A 25,176-nucleotide genomic window follows, 5' to 3' on the forward strand; every position below is an offset into this window, starting at 1 on the left:
CTCGCTTTCGGCCACCACGCGCAAGGCGATGGTTGCAGGTGATGACAGACAAAAAATAGACAAGAGAGCGACAGCAACAATCGGAGAGTAGCTCAGCTTGGTAGAGCACTGCCTTCGGGAGGCAGGGGTCGCAGGTTCGAATCCTGTTTCTCCGACCACTTTATCTCAGTCACTGTCACCACCTGATGGCCAACACAGCCACCAATCCAGCCCCGCTATTCAGGATTGGCTAGTCGGAGAGTAGCTCAGCTTGGTAGAGCACTGCCTTCGGGAGGCAGGGGTCGCAGGTTCGAATCCTGTTTCTCCGACCATTTACTTCCCCATTCCGAATGCTTCCTGCCGCATCCTCTAGACGCTTTGTGGTAGGCTAAGTCCTTCATTGTCAGCCAATTACCGATACCACGATGAGCTCCGAGACCAATCAAACCAAACAGGGTTTTCTCTGCATGGCTTCCAGCCTTTGTCTGGGCCAAGAGCCGTTTCCCGTTCGTTTTATGTATAAAACCGTGCCTGCCCACCTCAATGACACCGGTTGGCGTTTGTTTTCTGGCTATGAGACCGATGACTTCTGGCAGCAGCCGGAGCCCATGGTCGTTGTCCCTGTGGTGGCGATGAGTAAAGCGGATGCCAGCCTGGAAGCCTTATTTGCTTACAATGCCGGGACAGTCTGGGAGCGTGTACCTGGCCAGGATTGGCAACGTGTACAGGATTTCAAGATACCCAGTGAAGATGTACAGGTCTGGATCAGCAATGATGTGGACGAGGCCAAGCAGCAGCTTTCCTGACCTCAGCAGCGCGGCTTAAGAAACCAAGCAGCCACTGGCACCTCCAATAAAATAGTGTATATTTATACAGTTATTGGAGGTGAGCCATGCAAACCAGTTTATTCTCTACTCTGCCGGAAGGTGGCCGTATCAAGCGTAGCCGTCGCGCACGACCAGCAGCAGATCTTTATCAACTCTCTTCTGCCCAGTTGCAATTAGCTGTCTTTAGTACCCTGGGACTGCCGGAACAGCAGGACAGCCTTAGCCTGGAACAGGCATTAGGCCTCAACACCAACCTTAGCCTTTATCAAGTGCGTAGCCATCAATTGCCGGAAGGAGTGGAATGGGGAGATTGGCTGATTCTGCATCCCCAACTCAGCCCCCAGGATGGCGATATCATCCTGTGTCTACTGGAAGAAGAATTACAGTTAGCACAATTCCATTACCACAAAGGAGAGGCCAGCCTCATACAGCACTGGCCCCAGCTGCGTAGTTGGTCATTAAGCGAACATAGCGATATACGTCTGCTGGCAGTGGCGGTACAGCGCATCCATTCACTACGCTGACCTCGTGTCACTGACAGAGCAGCGCAGGGATTGACCTAAGCTGCTCCGTCTTTATCAATCGGGACTTGCATACCGGTTTTTACCCGTTCCATGGCCACCAGGGTTTTAAAGGCTTTGACATTAGTTTTATCGAGAAAGAGCTGGCGGGTCAGAGTGACGTATTGCGCCATGTCACGCACCAGAAAGATCAACACGAAGTCGCACTCTCCCGCTACGTAATAGCACTGCTGAATCTGCGGGCACGCCTTAAAGCGTTTTTGCATCTCGTCTAACAAGTCCGCTCGCTCTGTCTCCACCATTACTTCGGTAATGATGGTGAGGTTATAGCCCACTTTGCTGGGGTTAATACAGGCGCTGTAGCGTTCAATCACGCCGTTGTTAGTCAGCACCCGCAGCCGACGATTCACCGCAGCAGTCGATAGACTGGCCTTTTCGCCGAGTTCACTCTGAGGGACGCGGGCATCTTGCTGGATGGCAGAGAGCAATACCCGGTCATAATTATCAAGCTTGGTTGTCACTGGTTTTTTCCGTATTTAACCGGCACAAAACAATAAAATATTTAATTTAGATAGCCATAAACAAGAAATTTTAACAGGTATAGAGAGATATTATTTCAAGCCTCGCAACTCAATCCGTTCAGGAGGCAGCATGACTTCCCCCACAGTCTCACTTGATAGCCACACCCTACTTAGGCAGATTCAACTGCTTGGTGAAATAGGAGATCAGGGCCCCGGTGCTGGGCGTACCCGCATCGCACTTACCGATGAAGAGAAAGCCGGGCGTGATTTGCTGGTTACCTGGATGGAGGATCTTGGTTTAAGTGTCCGCATTGATCAGATTGGGAACATCTTCGGCATTCTGGAAAGCAAAACCGAGGCCGGTAATCAACACCCCCTTATGATTGGTTCTCACATTGATAGTGTGCGCCATGCAGGAGCCCTCGATGGCTGTTATGGGGTACTGGCGGGTCTCGCCATTGCCCGTGCCTATCGTGCAGCCGCTATTGTCCCTGAGCGTGCCATTGTGATTGCCGCCTTTACCAATGAAGAAGGGGTGCGTTACCAACCGGATATGATGGGCTCTCTGGTGTATGCCGGCGGTTTGGCCGTCGAGGACGCACTCAATACGATTGGGACAGATGGCAGTCGCTTAGGTGAGGAGTTACAGCGCATTGGCTATGCAGGTGAGATGGAGCCTGGGGCAATCCAACCCTTTGAGTATTTGGAATTGCATATTGAGCAGGGCCCGGTATTACAGGCTGAAGGCAAAGCCATCGGGGTAGTGGAGCATCTCCAGGGGATCTCCTGGCAAAAAATCAGTATTCAAGGCACTGCCAACCACGCCGGCACGACGCCGACTCGCTTGCGCCATGATGCCGGTTATGTGGCTGCAGCCATTACCAGTTTTGTCCGCGAGCAAGTAGTGGGGGCCCATCCCGATAGCACCCTCGCCACTGTTGGGTCCATCAGCTTCGAGCCAAACCTGATCAATGTGATTGCCAATAAAGCCACCTTAACCCTCGATTTACGCGACCCTGATGAGTTGCGTTTACAGGAAGCCGAACAAAAAGTCCGCCTCTTCATCGAACAGATCAGTCGACAAGAAGGGGTGACAATTACAGTAGAGCCGCTGGTGCGCTTCCAACCGGTGGCTTTTGATGCACTCCTGGCCGATGAGATCGAGCAGGCTGCCACAGAGCTTGGCTTGTCATCCTTACGCATGACCTCGGGAGCAGGCCATGATGCACAAATGATTGCCCGCATTGCCCCAGCCGCAATGATCTTTGTGCCTAGTGAGCAAGGCATCAGTCATAACCCTCGTGAACACACGGATGATCAGCAGCTGATCCAGGGTGCCGAGGTATTACTCCGGGTAGTGCAACAGCGATTGCAAGCCGCCCCCATCGCACTAACTCGCTAACTCACTACCGCAGGACTATGTCATGTTGATCCGCAATAAGCAGGCAATCTTCAACCACTATCCCGAACAACTTGAGTTATTACTCAATAAACAACGCGCTCACCAGTGCCAGCAATGGCTCTCACAGTGGTCGGGGGTGAGTCCTCAGGCTACTCCCCTTTATCATCTGCCTGAATTGGCCGCCCAGCTTAATCTGGGACATTTAAGCTTAAAGGATGAATCAGTGCGCTCTGTACTGGGTAGCTTTAAAGCACTCGGTGCGCCGGTAGCACTCATTGGCCAAATTATGCGCCTGCACCCAGATTGGCTGCCTGAACACATTCTCAGCGGTGGTTACCGTCAAGCCCTGCAGAACTACACCGTCATTAGTGCAACAGATGGCAATCACGGCCGCAGCTTGGCTGCTGCAGCACGGGATGCCGGTTGCCAGTGCGTCATTGTGCTGCATGCCAATGTTAGCCTGGAGCGTGAGCAAGCCATTGCAGCCTATGGCGCTAAAATTATCCGGGTCTTGGGTAACTACGATGACTCCGTTGTTGAAGCGGCGCGTCTGGCTAAGCAACAGGGCTGGCAAGTGATCTCTGATACGTCCTATCCAGGCTATGAAGAAATTCCCTGCGACGTGATGCAAGGCTATGGTGTCATTGCTGCCGAGGTGATGCAGCAAATGGCACAGACCACCGCCACAACATCATTCTTAACCCACATTATCTTGCAGGGCGGAGTAGGTGGCTTAGCCGCCGGGGTACTGAGCTATTTCTGGCAGCATTTTGCGGCACAACGCCCCTGTTTTATTGTGGTTGAACCTCAGCAGGCAGACTGCTTACAGCAAAGCGCTATCCAAGGCTATGCTACCCAGGCCAGTGGCAGCGTCGATTCGCTAATGGCGGGATTAGCATGCGGGGAAGCCTCCCCCCTGGCGTGGCAATTCTTACAACCAGGGGTTGATTACTTTGTCACGATAAGTGATGAGCAAGCAGTCATGGCTATGCAAGTCCTTGCTCAGGGCAGTGCAGGTGATATTCCCATCCTCGCCGGTGAGTCAGGGGCTGCAGGCTTAGCGGCACTGCAAGCCCTTCTGGCAAATCCCCAGCAGGCTGACACAGTGGGTTTAAATACTGATGCTCGTGTACTTCTGATTAATACTGAGGGAGCCACGGCGCCTTCGCTTTATCAGCAGTTGGTCGGCAGTAGTGCAGAAGAAGTCATCGCCCACCAACAAGCTTGGTTAGCACAGGCCGAAGCAACCACCTGACAGAAAAAAGCCCGCACAAGGCGGGCTAAAACAGGGAATGAGAAAGGGCAGAGCGCTTAACCCACGCTCTCAGGGGTAGAACGCCTGCCAGCCTGGTGACAAGCCAAGGCTGGCGTATTCAATGCCAAAGATGCCTTACATATTGGGGTAGTTAGGCCCACCTGAACCTTCGGGGGTTGTCCAGGTAATGTTTTGTGCCGGATCTTTAATATCGCAGGTCTTACAGTGCACGCAGTTTTGCGCGTTAATCTGGAAGCGCTGCTGACCATCATCCTGAGTAACCACTTCATAAACCCCAGCCGGACAGTAGCGCTGAGCAGGCTCATCATACTTCGCTAGGTTATGCGCAATGGGAATAGAGGCATCGGCTAGCTTCAAGTGGCAGGGCTGATCTTCCTCGTGGTTCGTATTGGATAAGAATACCGAAGACAATTTATCAAAGCTCAGCACGCCATCAGGCTTCGGATAGTCAATCTTGCGACACTCACTGGCAGGCTTCAGCTGAGCATAGTCTTCATGCTCATCTTTCAGAGTAATCGGCAGCTTACCGTTAAAGATATTCTGGTCGATAAAGTTGAACGCGCCGCCTAAGTAGGGACCAAACTTATGCAGTGCCGGACCAAAGTTACGCGCCCGATAAAGCTCGTCATAGGCCCAGCTGGATTCAAATGCCGTTGTGAACTCATTCAGCTCACGGCCACCCTCATCGCCTGCACTCAATACCTGGAACAGCGTTTCTGCTGCAACCATGCCAGACTTCATCGCGGTATGAGTGCCTTTGATCTTGGCAAAGTTAAGGGTGCCAGCATCACAGCCAACCAAGAGGCCGCCTGGGAAAGTCATTTTCGGGAGGCTGTTTAGCCCCCCTTTGGTAATCGCCCGCGCGCCATAGGAAACCCGCTTGCCACCTTGCAGATACTGACTGACCACAGGGTGGTGCTTATAACGCTGGAACTCATCAAAGGGACTGACATGGGGATTGCTGTAGTTGAGATCCACAATCAGACCCAAGACCACCTGGTTGTTATCAGTGTGGTAGAGGAAGGAACCACCGGAGCACCCCTCAGCGAGCGGCCAACCAGCTGTATGCACCACCAATCCAGGCTGATGTTTAGCAGGATCCACATCCCACAGTTCTTTAATACCGATTGCATAATGCTGGGGGGTAGCCTGTTGCGCCAGATTAAAACGCTTAATTAGCTGTTTGCCCAAGTGTCCACGGCAACCTTCCGCGAAGATGGTATATTTGGCCCGCAGTTCCATACCTGGCATGTAGCTGTCTTTCTGACTGCCATCAGCCGCAACTCCCATATCTCCGGTAATCACACCACGTACTACACCGGCTTCATCCAGCAGCAACTCATGGGCGCTGAAACCAGGGAAAATTTCTGCCCCCAGGCCTTCAGCCTGCTCCGCCAGCCAGCGACAGACATTCCCCAGGCTAACGATGTAATTGCCATGATTCATCATGGTCTTAGGAACAAAGGAGTGGGGTACCTTAATCGCTTTTTGGGCGTCACGCAGGAAGTAGATTTCGTCATCTTTGACGGGGGTATTCAGGGGGGCGCCCATGTTCTGCCAGTCTGGGAAGAGTTCATCCAGCGCTCGGCTTTCAATCACAGCACCAGAGAGGATATGGGCACCGACTTCGGAGCCTTTTTCGACCACACAGACACTTAGCTCCTGGCTATTTTGTTGCGCCAGCTGCATTAAACGACATGCAGTTGCTAAGCCAGCCGGTCCAGCCCCTACGATGACTACATCAAACTCCATTGATTCACGTTCCACGGTTCGCCCTCCGGTCTCTGTTATTTTGTCACTGCTGATTGTCAGCTTTTTATAGTTAGCTATCGCTTTGACTAGCGGATTCCAGTGTAGTGGGGAATCAGAGCCAACGCACGGAGCTAATGCTAGGGGTTTTCCCTAGGTTTTGCCAGCTAATATACTAATTATTAGATTAATAACAAGGAATAAATGTTTACGTAAACGTAAGCTTTGGCTAGTATCGAACAAGTCATGCAGTTTGACTGCTCAATGCCTACTGCAGGCATCCTTTTCGAGCACCGCCTGGCGCTCCGGGCATAACAGAGGAAATGTCTATGAAAGTTCTCGTCGCGGTGAAGCGGGTCATAGATTACAACGTGAAGGTACGGGTCAAAGCCGACCACAGCGATGTCGATCTGGCCAACGTCAAAATGGCCTTAAACCCCTTCTGTGAAATTGCCGTTGAAGAAGCGGTGCGCCTGAAAGAAAAAGGCGTTGCCTCAGAAGTTGTTGTCGTCAGCATCGGTCCCAAAGCTGTACAGGAGCAGTTGCGCACAGCCTTGGCCTTAGGGGCAGACCGTGCGATCCAGGTTGAGACAGAACAAAGCCCAGAACCCCTGGGGGTAGCCAAGGTGCTGCATAAGTTAGTTGAACAAGAGCAACCCGGGCTGATTATCCTCGGCAAACAGTCGATTGATGGCGACAACAACCAAACCGGCCAGATGCTGGCGGCGTTGGCAAATCTGCCTCAGGCTACGTTTGCTTCAGAAGTGGTAGTCGAAGCAGAGCAGGTGAAGGTCACCCGGGAAGTAGATGGCGGGCTGCAAACCCTGGCCCTGCAGTTGCCAGCAGTCATTACCACCGATTTACGCCTAAACGAGCCTCGTTATGCTTCTCTGCCAAATATTATGAAAGCAAAGAAGAAACCATTAGAGGTGGTAAATCCTGCTGACCTGGGTGTGGATCTCAGCCCCCGTATCCGCCAATTAAAAGTCACTCCGCCAGCCGAGCGCCAGGGTGGGGTGAAGGTAGCGAACGTAGCTGAGCTAGTCGATAAACTGAAAAACGAAGCAAAGGTGCTGTGATGCGTACACTGGTTATTGCGGAACATGATAACGCGAGCCTGAAGGCAGCCACTCTAAACACCCTGGCCGCTGCAGCACAGCTGGGGGCCGACGTGGATGTACTGGTTGCCGGTCATCAGTGCCAGGCAGTCGCAGAAGCAGCAGCTAGCATTGCCGGAGTCAGTAAAGTGCTGCTGTTGGATCAGCCTGCCCTGGCTCACCAACTGGCAGAGCCCTTGGCGGCAGCCGTGTTAAGTCAAGCGCAGGGCTACAGCCATATTCTCGCCTGCAGCACTACCACAGGGAAAAACTTCCTACCCCGGGTAGCAGCGCTACTTGATGTGGGACAGTTGTCCGATATTACCAAGGTGATTAGCGCAGATACCTTTGAACGTCCGATCTATGCAGGCAATGCGATTGCCACCGTACAGAGCCTGGATGAAATCAAAGTGATTAGTGTGCGCAGCACCGCTTTTGATGCCGTAGCAGCAGAGGGTGGCCAGGCCACCATTGAGACAGTCAATGCTGAGCTGCCGGCCGCTCAATCCAGCTTTGTGAATGAAAGCCTAGCGGTTTCGGATCGTCCGGAGCTGACCGCCGCCAATATCATCATTTCAGGTGGTCGGGGTATGCAAAATGGCGATAACTTCGACATGCTCTATCGCATTGCCGATAAGTTGGGAGCGGCTGTAGGTGCTTCCCGTGCTGCCGTCGATGCCGGTTTTGTACCCAACGACATGCAAGTGGGTCAGACGGGTAAAATCGTCGCGCCACAGCTGTATATTGCCGTCGGGATCTCCGGTGCTATTCAGCATCTAGCGGGGATGAAAGACTCGAAAGTGATTGTGGCCATCAACAAAGATGAAGAAGCCCCCATCTTCCAGGTGGCGGATTATGGTCTGGTGGCAGACCTGTTCCAAGCACTGCCGGAGCTGGAAGGCTCACTCTAAGCCTTATCAATTTACGCCCCGCTTAGCGGGGCGTTTTCATAACTGCAGAAACCTTTAACGCTTGGTTTTCACATCCAGATAATCACGCTGTATGCAGGTTTCCAGTGCATTCATCGCAGCCACTAATTCATCAAAGGTTTCACGCTGAATTTTTAGCTGAGCAATCTGCTCCCGCGAGGGCAACTCATCACCTGCCAAGGCAGCAATATCAAACAGCTCCTTAACATAGGCCGCCCGTGCCCGGGCGATAAGCTTCAGCAATGGAGCCAGGTCATCCAGGCTGAGTTCCGGAATCTGCGGATTAATAATGGCTCGATTGAGGTCACGCCGGTGTTTTTCTAGCTCAAGGAGCAGTCTGTTATTGTCGATGGGCATGATATTTCCTTAATTATCAAACTCGTACCTGATCTGTAGCGAAGATAAGCGAACTTTTCCAGTCTAGTCTGCTGCTTCCTGTCCTTCTGCAGCAGGCTCTCGGTGTAACCATAGCTCACGTTGCGGTAAAGGAATACGAATACCATGGCGGCGTAGGGAGGACTCCAGTTCCCAGGTATAGGAAGCATTCACCTGACCGGGGCGCTTTACCCCCTCGGGAGTGAGCCACACAATCAACTTAAACTCCATGCCATACTCACCAAAACCGGTCATCCACACCTGCGGATGGCGACCCGGGTGATTGCGCAGGGTGAAACTGACCGCTTCCGCTGCCTCCAGGCCTGCCTGACGCACCCGCTCTTTATCCTCCCCATAGGCTACCCGGAAGGGCACCAGAATACGGCGTTGCTCGTCATTCATAGTCCAGTTGGTGACGCGACCATTCACAAACTCCGAGTTAGGGATAACGATATCGACGTTGTCGTTGGTGGTAACCACCGTACTGCGAATATTGATCTGCTTGACCTCTCCGGTCACCCCAGACTCCAGCTCAACGTAATCTCCCACCTTGAGGCTGCGCTCAAACAGCAGAATCATGCCAGCAATAAAGTTGCTGACCATGGCTTGTAAGCCAAAACCGATACCGATACTGAGGGCGGAAGCAACCAGCGCCAGATTCGACAAATCCAGACCTAAACTGGAAAGAGCAACGAAGGTGCCAAAGAGCATAATGGCATGATGTAGCACCTTACCCAGGGTATACATGGAGGCCTGGTTGACATTGGGACGATGCCCCCAGAATCGCGCCAGGGCACGTTGTGGTAACTTGGCCAGATGCCAGGTCAGCAGCAAGATAAGGAGGACACGCAGCACCCCAAAGGGGGTCACCGGGGTTTCATTAATGGAAAATAAACTGGCCGAAAACCAGGCATATACCAACGCAGCTGCGACCTTCAGGCCACTCCAAAAGCGCTGTAACTGACCATTAAAGCCCTGCTGTTCGGCGGTAATCCAACCTTCCACCATACGAATCAGCAGCTCTGCATCCATCCGGCTGGCTTCGAGCGCGGCCAAACGCTCCAAGCGTTTCAGCGTCTGATTATCTGCGCCGGCTTGGCGCAACAGGGTATTCCAGCGCACCAGTTCAGCACCGAGTTTGCGATTTTCTTCTTTTAGCTGATCTTTTAACGCTGCCATTGTTTCCACGTTGGCAGGGGGCTGCTGAAAATACAGCAGCATCAGCTGAGTCTGGAGTCGACGATGCTCGATCGCTGCCAACTCCATCTCTACATTGGCGAGGGCTAACTCGCCCTGCATGCCATTCTGACTCGGGCGTGTGAGCAGTTTTTGCAGCTGCTTGCGGGCCTGCTGCTCTTCCTGCTGCCAGCGCTGTAACTGGCGCTGCCAGTTTTGTTGCTCGTCATCTCCCACCACTACATTAGGCAGTGCGGCTTCCAACCCCTTTTGCAATCCCTGCAGACGCTGCTGCTCAACCTCGAATTGCTGCTTAAGGTGTAACGCCCGCAGGGCCAAGGATTCCACTTCGAAGCGCGCACTGACTAACATCAGTCCCTGACTTAAGCGTTCGCTGGATTCATCTTCCAGACTCAAGTAAGCCGCTTTGTCCGTCTCCAGCTTCTTGCGGGCGTTTTTCTCTTGGCTTTGGATGCGCTGCCATTGCTCCTTTAAATTACTCAGGCGTTGCTGCGAATCGACTGCCAACTGATGCAGTGCCAGTAGCTCCGCCATGCTATAGCGGTTGCGCGGTTCGGGCAGGGGAGGAGAGGCCTCAGGAACACTGTGCTGCAGTAACTGCCGGTAAAACCCCAACGCCGCCAAAGCATTGTCCAGCAGACCCAAACGGTGCTGATCCCCGGTTTGGATTAACGGCTCCCGCAAACTACTTAACTGTTCTTTAAAGCGTTCAAGACGCTGACTTTGTTGCTCCGGCTTATGCACGAAGTATTCCCACCAGTCTGCTTTTAACTGGCTGGGGTGGGGGAGGCTGTATTCCACCGCCGGTGCTTTTAACGCGGTTGGTAAAACGTTGGCACTCTGCCCGATAAGAGGCAGGGATAAGCTAGTAATGAAGACAAAAAACTGACAAAAACGGCGCATGCTGATCTTCCAACAGAAGTGGGCCAAGCTTAGCCAAAAGGCTGCTATTCGTCTCGCTTTGTTCAAGGGTAATGATGACAAAAAGATGGCGGCATCTACAGGGTTGTCCACCTGGCTGTTTGCTAGTGCTATGCGCTACTGAATTTTCACCAAGATGTCTATAGAGACGGCTAAAAATATAAGGATTGCGCCACAAGATACGCTAACTATTTGATTTATTTAGACGGATAACATCTGATCAAAAAATAATCAATCTAACTAAAGCTGCCATTTCTGTGTCCTCAACTAGGCTATTCGCCAGGGTGTCCACAAGGTTATCCACACGATTTTTGGATAAGGCGTGCCAGCCCAATAGCGACGGGCATTGGCAGCAATGGGGATAAAAGTGGCATAGTTTTTGAGATTTTTACCGCGCCTGCAGCCTACCCAACAAGTCGAGGATGGTCTTTTATGCAAGTAAAAATAACAAAAAAAATTCTTGTCCCGTCACAAAAACTAGCGATAAAAAAGCGGCCATCGGGCCGCCAGACATACTAAAGGGAATCTCCATTGGTGACAGTCACTACAACCTCATTATTGGCCAAGATCAGCCCACTTGGCTCCCGCTATTAGCGTTTTGCTCAGCTATGGGGGCAGGCCACAGGCTGGTAGAGAGCTGACTGGCAAGCAAACGCTGCTGTAACCAGCTAGCTGCCTGCCGTAACTGGCTCGGTTGCCACCCGTAACGATCTGCCCAGGACGCTAGCAATACTTGTTCTTCCGCTAGCCACTGGCGTAATAGCGGGTGGCTCAGGCAGCGACCATCGGCTAACAGCGCCTGATGCCTGAGCCAATGCCAGACACAAGCACTGGCAATTTCGGCACTGGCAGCCTCTTCCAGTTGTTGTTGGTATTGCCATACCCCTTGGCCACTTAACCAATGGGTTAGGTAGCCCAACGCGATACGTAAACAGTGACGTACACCCGCCTCCGTCCGTTTGCCCTCACATTGATTAAGCAAATCCTTGGCGGCGATAGGTTCATCCTGCTCCCGCCATACCCGCAGTTGATTCGGTTGGCCCGCCAAGTGCAGCTGATACAAGGCCTTGACCGGTGCAATTAAATGAGGGCTCGCCACCCAGGTACCATCATGGCCGTAGTCAATCTCCCGGCGCTTCTCCTGCTCTAATGCCTTGGGTAACTCAGTCAGCTCCGCAGGGGCTAGCCAACTGGCAATACCACCCAGCGCCAGGGCACCGCGCTTATGGCAGGTACGAATTAACAAGCGCGAATAGGCATCCAGGAAAGCCTGATTCATGTTTACCACCTGAGGATCTGGCAATAGACGCTCGCCATCTTCTGCGTGGGTTTTGATATAGCTATGAATATAGTCCCAGCGCCCCCAACTCAGGGCGACGACGTGATGGCGCAGACAGTAAAGGATTTCATCCATCTGTAAGGCTGCGGATAAGCTCTCAATCAAGACACTGACCTTGATACTGCCCCGTGGAAGCAGATAAAAGTCTTCGGCAAACGCCAGCACCTCAGCCCACCATGCCGCTTCTTGATAACTCTCCAGTTTGGGCAGATAAAAGCCAAGGCTTGCCTCCCGCAACTGCGCTAGATGAGGCACCACACAGAGAGCAAAATCAAACAATGACGCCGACACGACCTCGTTAGCGACCAGGTTAGCTTGCTCCAAACAAAGCCTCTGAGTTAGGTGTAACCCTCGAACACGCACCTGCACAGAATAGCTGTGCGGCTGTTGCAAGTGTTGCCGTAATCCTTGATGCGCTTTTTGCAGCGCCTTGGCTGTTGGACAGAAGCTATCCTCAAAATCGACGATCAGTGAATCTGGCGCGGCCTTGGCAACCTCCGTTTCCAGTAGTTGATCTGCAGCCAGTAACCATTCGACCTGCCTGGATTGCAGTCGTGCAGGAATAGCCGCAATGCGCCAGCTGTTATCTTCACGGATTGCCCGGCCTAACTCACAGAAGTCCGGCCGGGCACCCTGACGGTAGTTGGCCTGACGAAGCTCACGGGCCTTAAGTAGCTGTTGGCGCCCACTTTCAAAACGCTTTAATAGTGCTAACAGGAAAGGGCAGGCCTGCTGCAACGGCAACCAGCTGTCCATATCATGATGATGACCATGCTGTGCTGAAAGCGGAGGTTGTAGGGAGCTGGGTAGCTGCTGCGGCACTGGCGCAACAGAAGTAGCAAGTGGTGGCATAAAGCACCTCGGCAGCAAGATTCATATTCATTCATAGAGCCAACACCAAGGATAGGGTGCAGCCTTAGGCTGAGCAGAAGAAGCCGGGTGAGCATCCACCATGAGCAGCAGGGATCACCTGCAGGAGTCATGGGGTAGCAGCCTGATGAAGCTATATTGGGCAGGAGGATGAGAGGGGTCAAGGCGAGTCCACAGATGTAATATTTTTACATGCTGCATCGCAAAATAAGAGGGTGTAAATTTACCGCAAAACAGTCCGCACAAAAATCATAACAACTTGATATATAAGAATAAAAATATAGTGATTAATCATGCTGCACTTGCACTGATTAATTTTCTTATTCTTTTACAAGCGCATCTTGTCATCTCAAAATGCCAAAAAAGTCTAAAAGAAAAAGCTAACAAAATCAGGTAAATAGCCACCAAAACTCCATTTGGTGGCTTTGTGTTTATTCTGTGACGGGATAGGTCACCTTAGTCAACAAAGTAGAGGCTGCCCTGGTTGTAAAGCACTAACAACATGGCCTGTAAAGCGGGCTCATCCAGACCGGGCAGCTGCGCCAAATCAACCTCATTGCTTTCACATAAGCGCTTCACCCCAGCGGCCGCAGGGGGAGGGCAGGGAATGGCTGCGCCATCGACAAAGAGAGTCAGGCCACCATCTCCCACCTCGGTCCAGGCATAACGACTGGACTCATTCAGACGAATCCGGCTTTGCTGTTGCAGCACTTCTGGCCATTCTTGCGCACTGAAGGATTCCTCTGGTGCGGGATCATGTTCATCGTACTTAGGCTCAGTCATATATTTGCCTAACCACTGGGCCAAGTATTCGCGGTTATCCACTACAGAGTGCAACAGTTGACGCAAGCGCTCGATCGCCGCTTCATCAATCTGGGCACTCGCCTGGGGTAGATGCAGGTCTGCATCGGCATAGCGCACTTCCGGCAGCAGACGTTCGCCAACATAGTCGCTGAAGTCACGTAGCACTTCCTGTAACGAGGGCGCTCGGAAACCGACCGAATAGGTAATACAGCCATCCCCTAATGCAATGCCGTTGTGGCCGACGCAAGGGGGCACGTACAGAATGTCACCTGGCTCTAGCTCAAATACCTGTTCAGGCTGCCATTGTTGCAGGATCTTGACGGGGAGACCGCTACGTAAAGGCGTGTGACTATTGAAGTGGCCACCAATCTCCCAGCGGCGCCGTCCTTCTGCCTGCACCAGGAACACATCATAATTATCGAAGTGCGGCCCCACCCCGCCGCCATCAGCGGCGTAGCTGATCATCAGGTCATCCAGGCGCCAGTTCGGAATAAAGCGAAATTGCTGTAGGAAATCCGCAGCCTCTGGTAGCCAGTGGTCCACGGCTTGGACTAATAGGGTCCACTGGTTTGCAGGCAGACTGGAGAAACGCGTCTCATCGAAGGGGCCATGCTCAAGACTCCAATCATGGCCGGGTTGCTCAGCGATGATAAGACGTGCCTCTACTCCCTCTTCACAGGCCAGGCCAGCCAGTTCATCTCCACTAATCAGGGACTGAAAGTCTGGCAAGGCATTCCGCAGTAAAACCGGCTTTTTATGCCAGTAGTCACGTAAGAAAGTGGCAATGTCCAGATGGCCAAGGTGGCTAAGGGGTGCTGTGTTCATGCTATCGCCTGTCGCTAAACTGCCCTGAGGGGCGTAAACAAGGCGGCCACCCCGAAGGTGGCCGGATATGGCGCCTATCATAACAAAGCCTTGCTTGAGCTGCTTTGATTCACCTCACTCCCACAACCAGTAATAGCCGTAGGCCACAGCAAGTGCGGGAATAGCCGAGTAGAAAGTCGCCAGCAGCGCTGCCCGGGGGGCAATCGCTAACGCTGGAAAGAGCGCATCGCCATCATTGCTGATGGCATTTCCCAACTGCGCCGAGAAGGGGATACTGCCTTGAATATAGAGGCTGGTCACAATGATCTGCGGTCCACACCCTGGCAATAAACCAAGCGCCACCCCTAATAACGGAACCCAGTGTGGTGCCTGGTTAAACCAACGAGCCAAATCCACCCCCGTCAGGGCAATGGCTACTTCGAACAATACAAATGCCGCCATGACCCAAGCACTAATAAAGCTGGTATCCCGCAGTACCAATGCCATTTGGCTCAGTTGCGGACGCTGACTGTCATCCGCGACTAGGTGCTGATAGGCATGGTCATCATCTTCTGCTTGCACCAGTGCCCAATGCCAAAGCATCGCCAGGCCGGCAACAAAACCAAATAGCTCGGCACTCGGAGCGGGTAAGTTCAATAAGGAGTCCAGATCATATTGCAGTGCTTGCAAGAGCCCACCGGCTAAGCCCAGCATCAACACCAGCATCCAGATTAAGTCAGAGGTCTGCAGCCACCATACTGGGCTCTCGCTAGTCCGACATCCGGCTGGAGGTAGGGTTGACTGGCGCTCACGAATTCCCTGGGGATGGAGCCAATCTACCAAGGCACCACTGATCACTCCCACTCCCATCGATATGAGCATAACGGTTACGCCATCCATGGGCTTGGTTGCTAATAGTAGGAACGCCGCATCTCCCATCGTTGCGGTTAACACAGCGACCACCGCACCAAAACTAATGCGCCCCTGAATATATTGGGTTACCACAACGATGGCACCACCGCAGCCAGGTAAGGCGCCCATCACCACGGCAAAACTCAGTTGTTGCCAGGGAGACTGTCCCATTCGTTGTGTAAAGGCTTGCAGCCATCGCTGTTCTGCCATTTTGTACAGTGCAAGGGTAGCGGCCACAAAGCTACTGACTTGCCAAAAGGCATCGGCGATCGCCCCCATGACAAGGGGCTGACTAAAGGGTAATAGCAATAACAAGCTAAAGAGGGCAGGCAGCCAGAGGCGTTTACGCCTAGCACCTAATTGGGCAAGCGGGAGTCGAAGAGAGGAAAATAAAGCGTCCATAATGCGGCTCCTAAGACATTGGGCGCATTATGGACACGAATGCAACTTGTTATCAATTGCATTTACTTTATAAGGTTAATAGGAACGCCCTATCACCACCAAAGTGAAGCCGCCAAGCTCAGATTTGCTTGGCTTGGCTGACAGCATTGCCGATATAGCTGGCAGGGGACATTGTCAGCAGTTCTTGTTTGGCCTGTTCTGGCAGCTCCAGTGAGTGAACAAACTCTTGCATCAATGCCTGATCAATCACTTTACCGCGAGTCAATGCCTTCAGCTTTTCGTAGGGTTCGGCAATGCCATAACGGCGCATTACCGTTTGAATCGCTTCTGCCATCACTTCCCAAGCATTATCCAAGTCTTCATTGAGGCGCTTGGCGTTCATTTCCAGTTTGCTGATTCCTTTTAAACTGGCTTCATAGGCAATCACACTATGCCCGATACCCACTCCCAGGTTACGCAGAACGGTGGAGTCCGTCAGGTCACGCTGCCAACGGGAAATCGGCAGTTTAGCAGCCAGGTGTTGGAATACTGCGTTAGCGATCCCCAGGTTACCTTCAGAGTTTTCGAAATCGATCGGGTTAACCTTGTGCGGCATAGTGGAGGAGCCAACCTCACCTGCGATAGTGCGCTGTTTGAAATAGCCCAGTGAGATATAGCCCCATACATCGCGATCAAAATCGATCAGGATGGTGTTAAAACGCGCCAATGCATCAAACAATTCAGCGATATAGTCGTGCGGCTCGATCTGGGTGGTGTAGGGGTTCCACTGAATTCCCAGGGAGGTGACAAAGGCTTCTGCATTCGCTTGCCAGTCGATCTCGGGATAGGTCGCCAAATGAGCATTGTAGTTACCCACGGCACCGTTGATTTTACCTAGCAGTGCCACGTCCTGTACTTGCTTCAGTTGACGACGCAAGCGGTAGGCAACGTTGGCCATCTCTTTCCCCAGAGTAGTGGGGGACGCTGTCTGACCATGGGTACGTGACAGCATTGGCTGTTCAGCGTATTGGCGAGCCAGTTCTTCAATGGACTCCACCAGCTTGTTCATCATCGGCAACAAGACTTGGTCACGCCCTTCGGCCAGCATCAATGCATGGGAAAGGTTATTGATGTCTTCGGAGGTGCAAGCAAAGTGCACAAACTCACTGATGGCAGCCAGCTCAGGCAAAGTCTGAAGTTTTTCCTTAATAAAGTACTCAACTGCTTTGACATCGTGGTTGGTGGTGCGCTCGATATCCTTAATCCGTTGCGCATCTTCCAGGTTGAAGTCGGCAACCATTTGATTCAGGAATGCATTCGCTTCAGTACTCAAGGCAGGGACTTCGGTAATCTGCGGATGTTGAGCCAGGCATTGCAACCAGCGAACTTCCACCGTTACGCGGCAACGAATCAAACCGTACTCACTAAAGATGGCACGCAAGGGCAGGGTTTTGCTGCCGTAACGACCATCAATAGGCGATACAGCGGTGAGGGCTGATAATTCCATCAGAGCGTCTCGCTACTAGCTAGTGGGGGGAGAAAACAAAGCGGGCGCATTATAGCGGACTTTGCCGAATAATGCGCCCGTTCGCGACAGCAGGAGGGTTAGCCGTGCTGCAACTGTTCACAGGCCTGCAGCAAGCGGCCACGGGATAAGAGGAGCTGCCAGCGGCGTCCACCCAACTGACGCCAATGACGTGCGGCACGAATACCGGCAAGCAATACTGCGCGAATACGATTGACGTTATCGTTATCACGCAGATGAATGGGGTTGCCTGATACATGAATACGGAAGCTGAAAGTGCTCAGGGTATCCTGATAAAGACCGGCCAAGGCGGCAATAACATTGGTATGCAGGTAAGGACAACTCTCTGGATCAGCCTGGTCGGCAAAGAAGCTTGCCTGGCGTTCAATTTCAGGCATGCGCTCACCCAGCTTTTGCAACATCGCCGGGGATTTATCGAGCTTACGTTCCAGCAGGATCAAGCTCAGCGCGTAGCGGATCACATCCCGACTTTGTTGGCTGTCCTTCTCCAACATGGCCTTCAATTCGCGCAGTCCCAGACTGAGGTTGTAGTTGAGCGCGTCACGCCCACCATATACATCCTCCGGTTGTTGCGGCTGCAGCATAAACAGGCTGCTGATGCTGGCCTCAAAAGGCGTCGTGCTTAGGTGGGCACGCTTAGCGATATCATCTACCAAACGTGCCGCCTGGAGTACTGCGGCCAAAGCCATTGCCTGTTGCAGGTAAGGGGTCGCCACGGTTAATTGTCCTTAAAGGTTGTCTCGATCACCCCGCCACCCAGGCAGACCTGATCCTGATAAAACACCACAGATTGTCCTGGCGTCACTGCACGCTGAGGCTCATCAAACACGACCTCATAGCCACCATCAGCCAACACCCGTAGCGTACAGGGCTGGTCGGGTTGGCGGTAGCGTGTTTTGGCGGTACAACGGAAGCCGTCTGCCGGACCTTGTCCCTGCACCCAAAACAGTTGGTTAGAACGCAGACGGTCAGAGAACAGCAGGGGATGGTCACTCCCCTGGGCGACAATCAAGACATTACGCTGCAGGTCTTTACCTACCACATACCAGGGCGCATCGCCGAACGCTTTCAACCCGCCAATGCCCAAGCCCTGTCGCTGTCCCAGGGTGTGGTACATCAACCCCTGATGCTGCCCCAATTCTTGCCCATCAGGCGTTTCTATTACCCCTGGCTGAGCAGGTAAGTATTGCTTGAGGAAGTCACTAAAGCGCCGCTCACCGATAAAACAAATACCGGTGCTGTCTTTTTTATTGTGAGTCACTAAATCATGTTGCTCAGCAATACGGCGCACCTCCGGCTTGGGCAGCTCTCCCACCGGAAACAGCGTTTGCGCAATTTCCTGCTCACCCACGGCATGGAGGAAATAACTCTGATCCTTATTACCATCCAGGCCTTTCAGTAGGTAGGTGTGCCCATCCTGATCCAGCCTACGGACATAGTGCCCAGTAGCAATCAGATCCGCCCCCAACATCTTGGCGTATTCGAGAAAGGCTTTAAATTTGATCTCACGGTTACAGAGAATATCCGGATTGGGGGTACGGCCCGCTTTATATTCCTGCAGAAAGTGCTCAAACACATTGTCCCAGTATTCGGCGGCAAAATTGGCCTTATGCAGATGGATACCTAACTTGTCGCAGACTGCTTGGGCATCAGCCAAATCATCCATGGCGGTGCAGTATTCCGTGCCATCATCCTCTTCCCAATTCTTCATAAACAGGCCTTCCACCTGATATCCCTGCTGTTGCAGCAATAACGCAGAGACTGAAGAATCGACGCCGCCGGACATACCGACAATTACTTTGGTGTTTTCAGGCACTTGCTTAGTCACGGAATTCATACCACCACAAAACTCACTCAGGCTGGCAACAGTCCAGCAAACTGGGGTCAGCATAGACGCTTTGCAAGGGCAAACGACGTCCAGCCAGATAATCTTTCAAGGCCTCACCCACCAAGGGCGAGCGCCATATTTCAGGTTGGCTTAGCAATTGTTCGGGATCCCACCAGCGGCACTGCACGATATCCGCATCAAGCTCTTCATGGAGCCGTTGCAGAGGCCGAGCAAGATAGCAAAGTCGACAATAGGTATGACCGGGCAGGGGAGTGAACACATAAGTCCCCAGAAAAGCCGTCAGCTCAATCTGCCAACCCGTTTCCTCTAACGCTTCCCGACGTGCCGCCTGCTCCACACTTTCACCCGGTTCCCAATGACCGGCAGGCTGATTCCACACTAAGCGCCCTGCGCAATGCTCTTCAACCATGAGAACCTGAGGAGCCTTTGCGCCTGGCTCCTGACGCTCGATAAGCGCGGCGACGGTGAGATGCACCTGATGGGACATGCCCAGGCTTCCTAGCTGCTGACGATGAGCGCCTATTATCTCGGCTAGCTAACAGTGGGGCAACCGTTGTCTGGTATTCCTGCTCACTCAGGAGCCGCCCTTCACCGGGTGCCAACTCCGTCAGTTGCCAGGGACCTAAGCCCATTCGAATCAGGCGAAGAGTAGGGTGGTTAATCGCCGCCGTCATTCTTCTGACCTGTCGATTACGCCCCTCTTTTATCTTAATTTCGAGCCAGCTGGTTGGGATGTTGGCCCGATAACGAATCGGCGGATCCCGCTGCCATAACGATGTTTCAATCTCACTGGGTAAGAGGCGTACTTCTGCGGGCAAAGTCAGTCCATCTTTTAATCGCAACCCCTGACGCATTTGCTCAAGCGCCTGCGCCGAAGGTTCGCCTTCTACCTGCACCCAGTAGGTTTTTGCCAGTTTATGCCGTGGATCTGTCAACACATGCTGCAAGCTCCCCTCATCTGTTAACACCAATAACCCCTCAGAGTCATAATCCAGACGCCCAGCAGCATACACCCCTGGCTCTTGGATAAAATCAGCCAGCGTGGCGCGCCCTGCATCATCTGTAAATTGGCACATCACCTGGAACGGCTTGTTGAAAAGATAAACCCGCGACATTACTAGTTTTCCGTTTAGACTTTGGCATAAAGCTGTAGTGAAACTACAAATTACTGCTGCAGAGTTGTCGACAATCTGGCATACTCTGGCCTCCTTCTTCGATACATTATTATTATTTGGAGCAGAGAATGGGATACCAAAAAATTAAGGTTCCGGCCGAGGGTCAAAAGATCACCGTTAACGCCGACATGTCTCTCAACGTCCCTAACAACCCCATTATCCCGTTCATCGAAGGGGACGGTATCGGTGTGGACGTTACTCCTCCTATGATCAAAGTAGTAGACGCAGCCGTTGAGAAAGCCTATGGCGGCCAGCGTAAGATCTCCTGGATGGAAGTTTATGCTGGTGAAAAAGCAACCACAGTGTACGACGAAAACACCTGGTTGCCCGCAGAAACCCTGGATGCGGTAAAAGAGTACGTAGTCAGCATCAAGGGTCCTCTGACCACTCCCGTGGGTGGCGGCATTCGCTCTCTTAACGTAGCTCTGCGTCAAGAGCTGGATCTATATGTTTGCCAACGTCCCGTGCGCTGGTTCACCGGTGTACCTAGCCCGGTTAAAAACCCTGGCGATGTCGACATGGTGATCTTCCGTGAAAACTCCGAAGACATCTACGCTGGCGTAGAGTGGAAAGCCGGCAGCCCCGAAGCTGAAAAAGTAATCAAATTCCTGACCGAAGAAATGGGCGTGAAAAAGATCCGCTTTACCGAAGGTTGTGGTATCGGTATCAAGCCTGTTTCTGAAGCCGGCACCAAGCGTCTGGTACGCAAAGCATTGCAGTACGCAGTCGACAACGACCGTAGCTCCGTGACCCTGGTACACAAGGGCAACATCATGAAGTTCACCGAAGGTGCCTTCAAAGAGTGGGGTTATGAGATTGCTCGTGATGAGTTCGGTGCTCAGCTGCTGGATGGCGGCCCCTGGATGGAATTCAAGAACCCCCGTACCGGCAAGCAGATCATCGTTAAGGACGTTATTGCAGACGCTATGCTGCAACAGATTCTGTTGCGCCCTGCTGAATATGATGTGATTGCCACTCTGAACCTGAACGGCGACTACCTGTCTGACGCTCTGGCTGCAGAAGTAGGGGGTATCGGTATCGCTCCTGGTGCCAACCTGTCTGACACTGTTGCCATGTTTGAAGCAACTCATGGCACTGCACCCAAGTATGCAGGTCAGGACAAAGTGAACCCTGGCTCTGTGATCCTGTCTGCAGAAATGATGCTGCGCCACATGGGCTGGACTGAAGCGGCTGACCTGATTATCAAGGGCACCGAAGGCGCTATCGACGCCAAAACCGTGACCTATGACTTTGAGCGTCTGATGGATGGCGCCAAGCTGCTGAAGTGTTCTGAATTTGGTGATGCTATCATCGCACACATGTAATTCAGTTAATCACTGAAAGCAAAAAACCGAGGCAATGCCTCGGTTTTTTTATGTCTGAGTGAAGTTGCTAACCTCTGGCTCCGAAAGTAAACAACCCTATCAGACGAACAGTCTATCCTATTTACCCTACCAACTATGTACCAAGCTAGTATGTACCAAGCTAGGTTACATAGCGTCCTGCAACTTACATGGCAGCATTGACATCATGCCGACTACTGGACTGGCAGTTAATCTTGCTCGCTTGTGTCAGACGATCCCTGGCCAACCTGCCTAGCGCCCTCAAGCGAAACCGGTCGGATATTGACTGCATGCACTCCTTTTGGTCCTGGGGTCGTATCATATTGCACCCACTGACCAGCTTTCAGTGTTTTATAACCTTCAATCTGAATGGACGAATAGTGAACGAATAGATCCTCTGCATCATCCCCATCGGAAAGGATGAAGCCATAACCCTTCGCGTTATTGAACCATTTGACTTTCCCTGTGTGCATCTCTTCAAACTCCCGAGTCACATTGCTGCACATGAAATGTGAGTATAACAGAGACTTTCTTAATGTGTAACAACATGCAAGTTTTTAACCCTATCTAATTTCATCATGGTTACAAAAGATAACCAACACTTTGATTCCACAATAGAACCTAGCCACGCCAGAGTATTGAACTTCCTGCTTACGGGACTCACTAATAAGGTGGAGCCCAAGAGTTTGCAGCAGTATGATGAAGTCATAGTTTGAAGGAGGCTTCAGAAGTAATGAGTATTTGGCTCTCAGGCGACAACGACGAGCATCTGGGCAATGAAGGCGGTATGGGTACGGCAACCCAGGTAATGAAACCTAAATTGCAACCGCCGCCCATGTACCAAGTAGTAATGCTGAATGATGACTACACTCCCATGGATTTCGTTGTGGAAGTATTACAGTTGTTTTTCAGCATGAATGAGGAACAAGCGACTCAAATCATGTTAGCGGTGCACCATCAAGGCAAAGGTATTTGTGGGGTTTTCCCTAAGGATGTAGCAGAAACAAAAGCAGCGCAGGTTAATCAGTATGCGCGCCAACAGCAGCATCCCCTGATGTGTGAAGTGGAAAAAGTAGGCTGAATCGCAACGGCAGAGGCGTTTATGTTAAACCGAGATCTAGAATTTTCGCTCAGTCTGGCATATCGGGTTGCCAGGGAAAAACGCCATGAATTCATGACGGTAGAACACCTGTTGCTAGCCTTGCTGGATAACAAGGATGCTGCGCAAGTGTTACGGGCTTGTGGAGCCAATTTCGAGCAACTGCGCCGCGGCTTGGCGGAGTTTGTCGATGCCACCACTCCCTTGATTCCCGAGGCGGACCCCAATCGTGAAACCCAACCTACGCTGGGCTTTCAACGAGTCATTCAAAGAGCCGTCTTTCATGTCCAGTCCTCCGGTAAAAAAGAAGTCACTGGAGCCAATGTACTCGTGGCTATCTACAGCGAGCAGGAAAGCCAGGCTGCCTATATCTTGCAACAGCAGGGTATTGAACGCCTGGATGTTGTGAACTTCATCTCTCACGGCATCTCCAAAGTAGGTGAAGAGCGTGGTTATGATGGTGACCAGGAGTCGGAAGGCAGTAGTGAACAAAGCGAGGCGCCGGCCAATCCACTAACCAGCTTTGCCGCCAATTTAAATGAGCAGGCAGCCCGCGGCAAAATTGATCCTCTCGTTGGCCGTGATGCTGAGGTCGAGCGTGTCGTGCAGATTCTCTGTCGTCGGCGTAAAAACAACCCCTTACTGGTTGGTGAAGCCGGGGTAGGGAAGACAGCAATTGCCGAAGGCTTAGCCAAGCTGATTGTTGAAGGCAAAGTTCCTGAAATTATCAAAGGTAGCGTGATCTATTCTTTGGATCTTGGTGCCCTCTTGGCGGGCACTAAATATCGCGGTGATTTCGAGAAGCGCCTGAAAGGCCTGCTAGCCCAGCTGAAAAAGCAAAAAAATGCCGTGCTCTTTATCGATGAGATTCATACCATCATCGGCGCAGGGGCCGCCTCCGGCGGGGCAATGGATGCATCCAATTTGCTCAAACCCTTACTGAGCTCGGGTGAATTACGCTGTATTGGCTCAACCACCTTCCAGGAATTCCGGGGCATTTTTGAGAAAGACCGCGCCCTGGCCCGCCGTTTTCAAAAGGTCGATGTGCTTGAACCGAGCGTTGAGGACACCTACCACATTTTACAGGGCCTGAAGAGTCGCTTCGAAGAGCATCATCAGGTCAGCTATACCGATCAAGCGCTGAAAGCCGCTGCAGAGATGGCCGGACGCTATATTAGCGACAAGCATATGCCCGACAAGGCCATTGATGTCGTGGATGAAGCAGGGGCCTATCAACGCCTGCAAAAAGAACCGAAAAAGGTGATTGATGTCTTCGAGATCGAAGCCATCGTTGCCAAGATAGCCCGTATCCCACCAAAAAGCGTATCGGCCTCGGACAAAGATCTGCTGCGCAAACTCGATAGTAATCTGAAGATGGTGGTATTTGGTCAGGATGAGGCCATCGACACCCTTAGCTCCGCTATCAAACTCTCACGCGCAGGACTGAAAGCGCCCAATAAGCCGGTTGGCTGCTTTCTCTTTGCTGGCCCGACCGGGGTGGGGAAAACGGAAGTTACCAATCAACTGGCAAAAATGCTGGGTATCGAGCTGGTACGCTTCGATATGTCCGAGTACATGGAGCAGCATACGGTATCCCGCTTGATTGGTGCCCCTCCTGGCTATGTTGGCTTTGATCAAGGCGGCCTGCTCACCGAAGCCATCACCAAGTCACCTCATTGCGTGCTGTTACTGGATGAGATTGAGAAGGCCCATCCTGATGTCTATAACCTGCTGCTGCAGGTAATGGATAACGGCACCCTGACCGATAACAATGGTCGCACCGCTGACTTCCGCCACGTCATCCTGGTTATGACGACTAACGCGGGAGCAGAGCAACTAAGCAAGCGCTCCATTGGTTTCTCCAGCCAAGACAACAGCACCGATGGCATGGAGGCTCTGCGCAAGACCTTTACGCCTGAGTTCCGCAACCGTTTGGATGCGATTGTGCAGTTCAAAGCCTTGGGCCTGGATATCATCAAACATGTCGTCGATAAGTTCCTGATTGATCTCCAAACCCAACTGGATGACAAACAGGTGCTACTCAATGTCGATGAAGAGGCGCGGAGTTGGCTGGCCGCACACGGCTATGATGAAAAAATGGGGGCGCGCCCGATGGCACGTCTGATTCAAGACAAGCTCAAGCGCCCCTTGGCCGAAGAGATTCTGTTCGGTGCCTTAAGCGAGAAGGGTGGACAGGTTTGGGTCAGTGTAGATGGCGATGAACTTCAGGTGAGGGTGGAAGCAGCCTGATGGCTGCTTC

Annotated in this window: 22 protein-coding genes and 2 tRNA genes; 11 read left to right on the forward strand and 13 right to left on the reverse strand. The window is 52.3% G+C overall.

Annotation, left to right across the window (positions count from 1 at the left end; all coding sequences use genetic code 11):
• Positions 1–81: 81 nt before the first annotated feature.
• From Q334_RS0110685 to Q334_RS0110700, 4 genes are all read left to right on the forward strand, one after another.
• A tRNA-Pro gene (locus tag Q334_RS0110685) sits at positions 82–158 on the forward strand.
• Between the two features lie 76 nt (positions 159–234).
• Positions 235–311 (forward strand) — tRNA-Pro (locus Q334_RS0110690).
• 93 nt (positions 312–404) lie between these two features.
• Complete coding sequence (locus Q334_RS0110695; protein WP_035461328.1) at positions 405–785, forward strand: immunity protein Imm33 domain-containing protein; 381 nt, start codon at positions 405–407, stop codon at positions 783–785.
• A gap of 86 nt (positions 786–871) precedes the next feature.
• Positions 872–1,330, forward strand: coding sequence for a hypothetical protein (locus tag Q334_RS0110700; RefSeq protein ID WP_027313200.1), 459 nt, complete (start codon positions 872–874; stop codon positions 1,328–1,330).
• A gap of 35 nt (positions 1,331–1,365) precedes the next feature.
• Here Q334_RS0110700 and Q334_RS0110705 read toward each other — a convergent pair whose 3' ends face one another.
• Positions 1,366–1,848 carry an Lrp/AsnC family transcriptional regulator gene (locus Q334_RS0110705; RefSeq protein ID WP_027313201.1) on the reverse strand — a complete coding sequence of 161 codons (483 nt, stop codon included), beginning with the start codon at positions 1,846–1,848 and terminating at the stop codon, positions 1,366–1,368.
• A gap of 130 nt (positions 1,849–1,978) precedes the next feature.
• Between Q334_RS0110705 and Q334_RS0110710 the strand changes: the two genes are divergently transcribed.
• Positions 1,979–3,250 (forward strand): Zn-dependent hydrolase, encoded by a 1,272-nt coding sequence (locus tag Q334_RS0110710; RefSeq protein WP_027313202.1) that lies wholly within the window; start codon positions 1,979–1,981, stop codon positions 3,248–3,250.
• A gap of 22 nt (positions 3,251–3,272) precedes the next feature.
• Positions 3,273–4,505: a diaminopropionate ammonia-lyase gene (locus Q334_RS0110715; protein WP_027313203.1), complete on the forward strand. Its 1,233-nt coding sequence runs from the start codon at positions 3,273–3,275 to the stop codon at positions 4,503–4,505.
• Positions 4,506–4,640: 135 nt separating this feature from the next.
• On the opposite strand, the gene Q334_RS0110720 is transcribed toward Q334_RS0110715, so the two are convergent.
• Positions 4,641–6,278 carry an electron transfer flavoprotein-ubiquinone oxidoreductase gene (locus Q334_RS0110720; RefSeq protein ID WP_211249539.1) on the reverse strand — a complete coding sequence of 546 codons (1,638 nt, stop codon included), beginning with the start codon at positions 6,276–6,278 and terminating at the stop codon, positions 4,641–4,643.
• A gap of 326 nt (positions 6,279–6,604) precedes the next feature.
• Between Q334_RS0110720 and Q334_RS0110725 the strand changes: the two genes are divergently transcribed.
• Entirely contained in the window at positions 6,605–7,354 is a 750-nt protein-coding gene (locus tag Q334_RS0110725) for an electron transfer flavoprotein subunit beta/FixA family protein (protein ID WP_027313205.1), read from the forward strand.
• The gene (locus tag Q334_RS0110730) at positions 7,354–8,283 is read left to right on the forward strand and encodes an electron transfer flavoprotein subunit alpha/FixB family protein (protein WP_027313206.1); all 930 of its coding nucleotides are present in this window, start codon (positions 7,354–7,356) and stop codon (positions 8,281–8,283) included. The genes Q334_RS0110725 and Q334_RS0110730 overlap by 1 nt, the downstream gene beginning before the upstream one ends.
• A 54-nt stretch (positions 8,284–8,337) precedes the next feature.
• Here Q334_RS0110730 and Q334_RS0110735 read toward each other — a convergent pair whose 3' ends face one another.
• The 10 genes from Q334_RS0110735 to Q334_RS18845 all read right to left on the reverse strand — a co-directional run bounded on the left by Q334_RS0110735 (position 8,338) and on the right by Q334_RS18845 (position 20,414).
• Positions 8,338–8,658, reverse strand: a complete 321-nt coding sequence (locus Q334_RS0110735) for a hypothetical protein (protein WP_027313207.1) — start codon at positions 8,656–8,658, stop codon at positions 8,338–8,340.
• A 63-nt stretch (positions 8,659–8,721) separates the two neighbouring features.
• Complete coding sequence (locus Q334_RS20040) at positions 8,722–10,776, reverse strand: mechanosensitive ion channel domain-containing protein (protein WP_051527717.1); 2,055 nt, start codon at positions 10,774–10,776, stop codon at positions 8,722–8,724.
• A gap of 586 nt (positions 10,777–11,362) precedes the next feature.
• Positions 11,363–12,985 carry an aldolase/citrate lyase/malate synthase family protein gene (locus Q334_RS18840; RefSeq protein WP_051527718.1) on the reverse strand — a complete coding sequence of 541 codons (1,623 nt, stop codon included), beginning with the start codon at positions 12,983–12,985 and terminating at the stop codon, positions 11,363–11,365.
• 474 nt (positions 12,986–13,459) lie between these two features.
• Positions 13,460–14,632 carry a cupin domain-containing protein gene (locus Q334_RS0110755; protein ID WP_027313208.1) on the reverse strand — a complete coding sequence of 391 codons (1,173 nt, stop codon included), beginning with the start codon at positions 14,630–14,632 and terminating at the stop codon, positions 13,460–13,462.
• 114 nt (positions 14,633–14,746) lie between these two features.
• The gene (locus Q334_RS0110760) at positions 14,747–15,925 is read right to left on the reverse strand and encodes a putative manganese transporter (RefSeq protein ID WP_027313209.1); all 1,179 of its coding nucleotides are present in this window, start codon (positions 15,923–15,925) and stop codon (positions 14,747–14,749) included.
• A 118-nt stretch (positions 15,926–16,043) separates the two neighbouring features.
• On the reverse strand, positions 16,044–17,411 hold the full coding sequence (purB, locus tag Q334_RS0110765; RefSeq protein WP_027313210.1) for an adenylosuccinate lyase: 1,368 nt from the start codon (positions 17,409–17,411) through the stop codon (positions 16,044–16,046).
• Positions 17,412–17,509: 98 nt separating this feature from the next.
• Positions 17,510–18,166, reverse strand: a complete 657-nt coding sequence (gene hflD / locus Q334_RS0110770; RefSeq protein ID WP_027313211.1) for a high frequency lysogenization protein HflD — start codon at positions 18,164–18,166, stop codon at positions 17,510–17,512.
• Between the two features lie 2 nt (positions 18,167–18,168).
• Entirely contained in the window at positions 18,169–19,236 is a 1,068-nt protein-coding gene (gene mnmA, locus Q334_RS0110775; protein ID WP_245593685.1) for a tRNA 2-thiouridine(34) synthase MnmA, read from the reverse strand.
• Positions 19,237–19,300: 64 nt separating this feature from the next.
• Positions 19,301–19,708 (reverse strand): NUDIX domain-containing protein, encoded by a 408-nt coding sequence (locus Q334_RS0110780; RefSeq protein WP_245593679.1) that lies wholly within the window; start codon positions 19,706–19,708, stop codon positions 19,301–19,303.
• Positions 19,701–20,414, reverse strand: coding sequence for a pseudouridine synthase (locus Q334_RS18845; RefSeq protein ID WP_051527719.1), 714 nt, complete (start codon positions 20,412–20,414; stop codon positions 19,701–19,703). The genes Q334_RS0110780 and Q334_RS18845 overlap by 8 nt, the downstream gene beginning before the upstream one ends.
• 128 nt (positions 20,415–20,542) lie before the next feature.
• On the opposite strand from Q334_RS18845, the gene icd reads away from it, so the two are divergent.
• Positions 20,543–21,799 (forward strand): NADP-dependent isocitrate dehydrogenase, encoded by a 1,257-nt coding sequence (gene icd / locus Q334_RS0110790; RefSeq protein WP_027313214.1) that lies wholly within the window; start codon positions 20,543–20,545, stop codon positions 21,797–21,799.
• Positions 21,800–22,026: 227 nt separating this feature from the next.
• On the opposite strand, the gene Q334_RS0110795 is transcribed toward icd, so the two are convergent.
• Positions 22,027–22,323: a cold shock domain-containing protein gene (locus tag Q334_RS0110795; RefSeq protein ID WP_342667461.1), complete on the reverse strand. Its 297-nt coding sequence runs from the start codon at positions 22,321–22,323 to the stop codon at positions 22,027–22,029.
• 227 nt (positions 22,324–22,550) lie between these two features.
• Here Q334_RS0110795 and clpS point away from each other — a divergent pair, with 227 nt between their 5' ends.
• Both clpS and clpA read left to right on the forward strand, forming a co-directional pair.
• Positions 22,551–22,898, forward strand: a complete 348-nt coding sequence (gene clpS / locus Q334_RS0110800; protein ID WP_051527720.1) for an ATP-dependent Clp protease adapter ClpS — start codon at positions 22,551–22,553, stop codon at positions 22,896–22,898.
• A gap of 21 nt (positions 22,899–22,919) precedes the next feature.
• A complete protein-coding gene (gene clpA, locus Q334_RS0110805; RefSeq protein ID WP_027313217.1) occupies positions 22,920–25,166 on the forward strand; it encodes an ATP-dependent Clp protease ATP-binding subunit ClpA in 2,247 nt (748 codons plus the stop codon).
• The last annotated feature ends 10 nt before the right edge of the window (positions 25,167–25,176 follow it).

Source organism: Balneatrix alpica DSM 16621 (assembly GCF_000619885.1).
GTDB classification, from domain to species: Bacteria; Pseudomonadota; Gammaproteobacteria; order Pseudomonadales; family Balneatricaceae; genus Balneatrix; species Balneatrix alpica.

What these genes read in the sequence shown, in the direction of transcription:
- Q334_RS18840 (WP_051527718.1), bottom strand. Translation starts at nt 12,985, where the DNA reads ATGCCACCACTTGCTACTTCTGTTGCGCCAGTGCCGCAGCAGCTACCC.
- Q334_RS0110730 (WP_027313206.1), top strand. Translation starts at nt 7,354, where the DNA reads ATGCGTACACTGGTTATTGCGGAACATGATAACGCGAGCCTGAAGGCA.
- Q334_RS0110695 (WP_035461328.1), top strand. Translation starts at nt 405, where the DNA reads ATGAGCTCCGAGACCAATCAAACCAAACAGGGTTTTCTCTGCATGGCT.
- clpS (WP_051527720.1), top strand. Translation starts at nt 22,551, where the DNA reads ATGAGTATTTGGCTCTCAGGCGACAACGACGAGCATCTGGGCAATGAA.
- icd (WP_027313214.1), top strand. Translation starts at nt 20,543, where the DNA reads ATGGGATACCAAAAAATTAAGGTTCCGGCCGAGGGTCAAAAGATCACC.
- Q334_RS0110780 (WP_245593679.1), bottom strand. Translation starts at nt 19,708, where the DNA reads ATGGTTGAAGAGCATTGCGCAGGGCGCTTAGTGTGGAATCAGCCTGCC.
- Q334_RS0110710 (WP_027313202.1), top strand. Translation starts at nt 1,979, where the DNA reads ATGACTTCCCCCACAGTCTCACTTGATAGCCACACCCTACTTAGGCAG.
- purB (WP_027313210.1), bottom strand. Translation starts at nt 17,411, where the DNA reads ATGGAATTATCAGCCCTCACCGCTGTATCGCCTATTGATGGTCGTTAC.
- Q334_RS0110725 (WP_027313205.1), top strand. Translation starts at nt 6,605, where the DNA reads ATGAAAGTTCTCGTCGCGGTGAAGCGGGTCATAGATTACAACGTGAAG.
- mnmA (WP_245593685.1), bottom strand. Translation starts at nt 19,236, where the DNA reads ATGTCCGGCGGCGTCGATTCTTCAGTCTCTGCGTTATTGCTGCAACAG.
- Q334_RS0110755 (WP_027313208.1), bottom strand. Translation starts at nt 14,632, where the DNA reads ATGAACACAGCACCCCTTAGCCACCTTGGCCATCTGGACATTGCCACT.
- Q334_RS0110760 (WP_027313209.1), bottom strand. Translation starts at nt 15,925, where the DNA reads ATGGACGCTTTATTTTCCTCTCTTCGACTCCCGCTTGCCCAATTAGGT.
- Q334_RS0110795 (WP_342667461.1), bottom strand. Translation starts at nt 22,323, where the DNA reads ATGTGCAGCAATGTGACTCGGGAGTTTGAAGAGATGCACACAGGGAAA.
- Q334_RS20040 (WP_051527717.1), bottom strand. Translation starts at nt 10,776, where the DNA reads ATGCGCCGTTTTTGTCAGTTTTTTGTCTTCATTACTAGCTTATCCCTG.
- Q334_RS0110735 (WP_027313207.1), bottom strand. Translation starts at nt 8,658, where the DNA reads ATGCCCATCGACAATAACAGACTGCTCCTTGAGCTAGAAAAACACCGG.
- Q334_RS0110700 (WP_027313200.1), top strand. Translation starts at nt 872, where the DNA reads ATGCAAACCAGTTTATTCTCTACTCTGCCGGAAGGTGGCCGTATCAAG.
- Q334_RS18845 (WP_051527719.1), bottom strand. Translation starts at nt 20,414, where the DNA reads ATGTCGCGGGTTTATCTTTTCAACAAGCCGTTCCAGGTGATGTGCCAA.
- clpA (WP_027313217.1), top strand. Translation starts at nt 22,920, where the DNA reads ATGTTAAACCGAGATCTAGAATTTTCGCTCAGTCTGGCATATCGGGTT.
- Q334_RS0110720 (WP_211249539.1), bottom strand. Translation starts at nt 6,278, where the DNA reads ATGGAGTTTGATGTAGTCATCGTAGGGGCTGGACCGGCTGGCTTAGCA.
- Q334_RS0110715 (WP_027313203.1), top strand. Translation starts at nt 3,273, where the DNA reads ATGTTGATCCGCAATAAGCAGGCAATCTTCAACCACTATCCCGAACAA.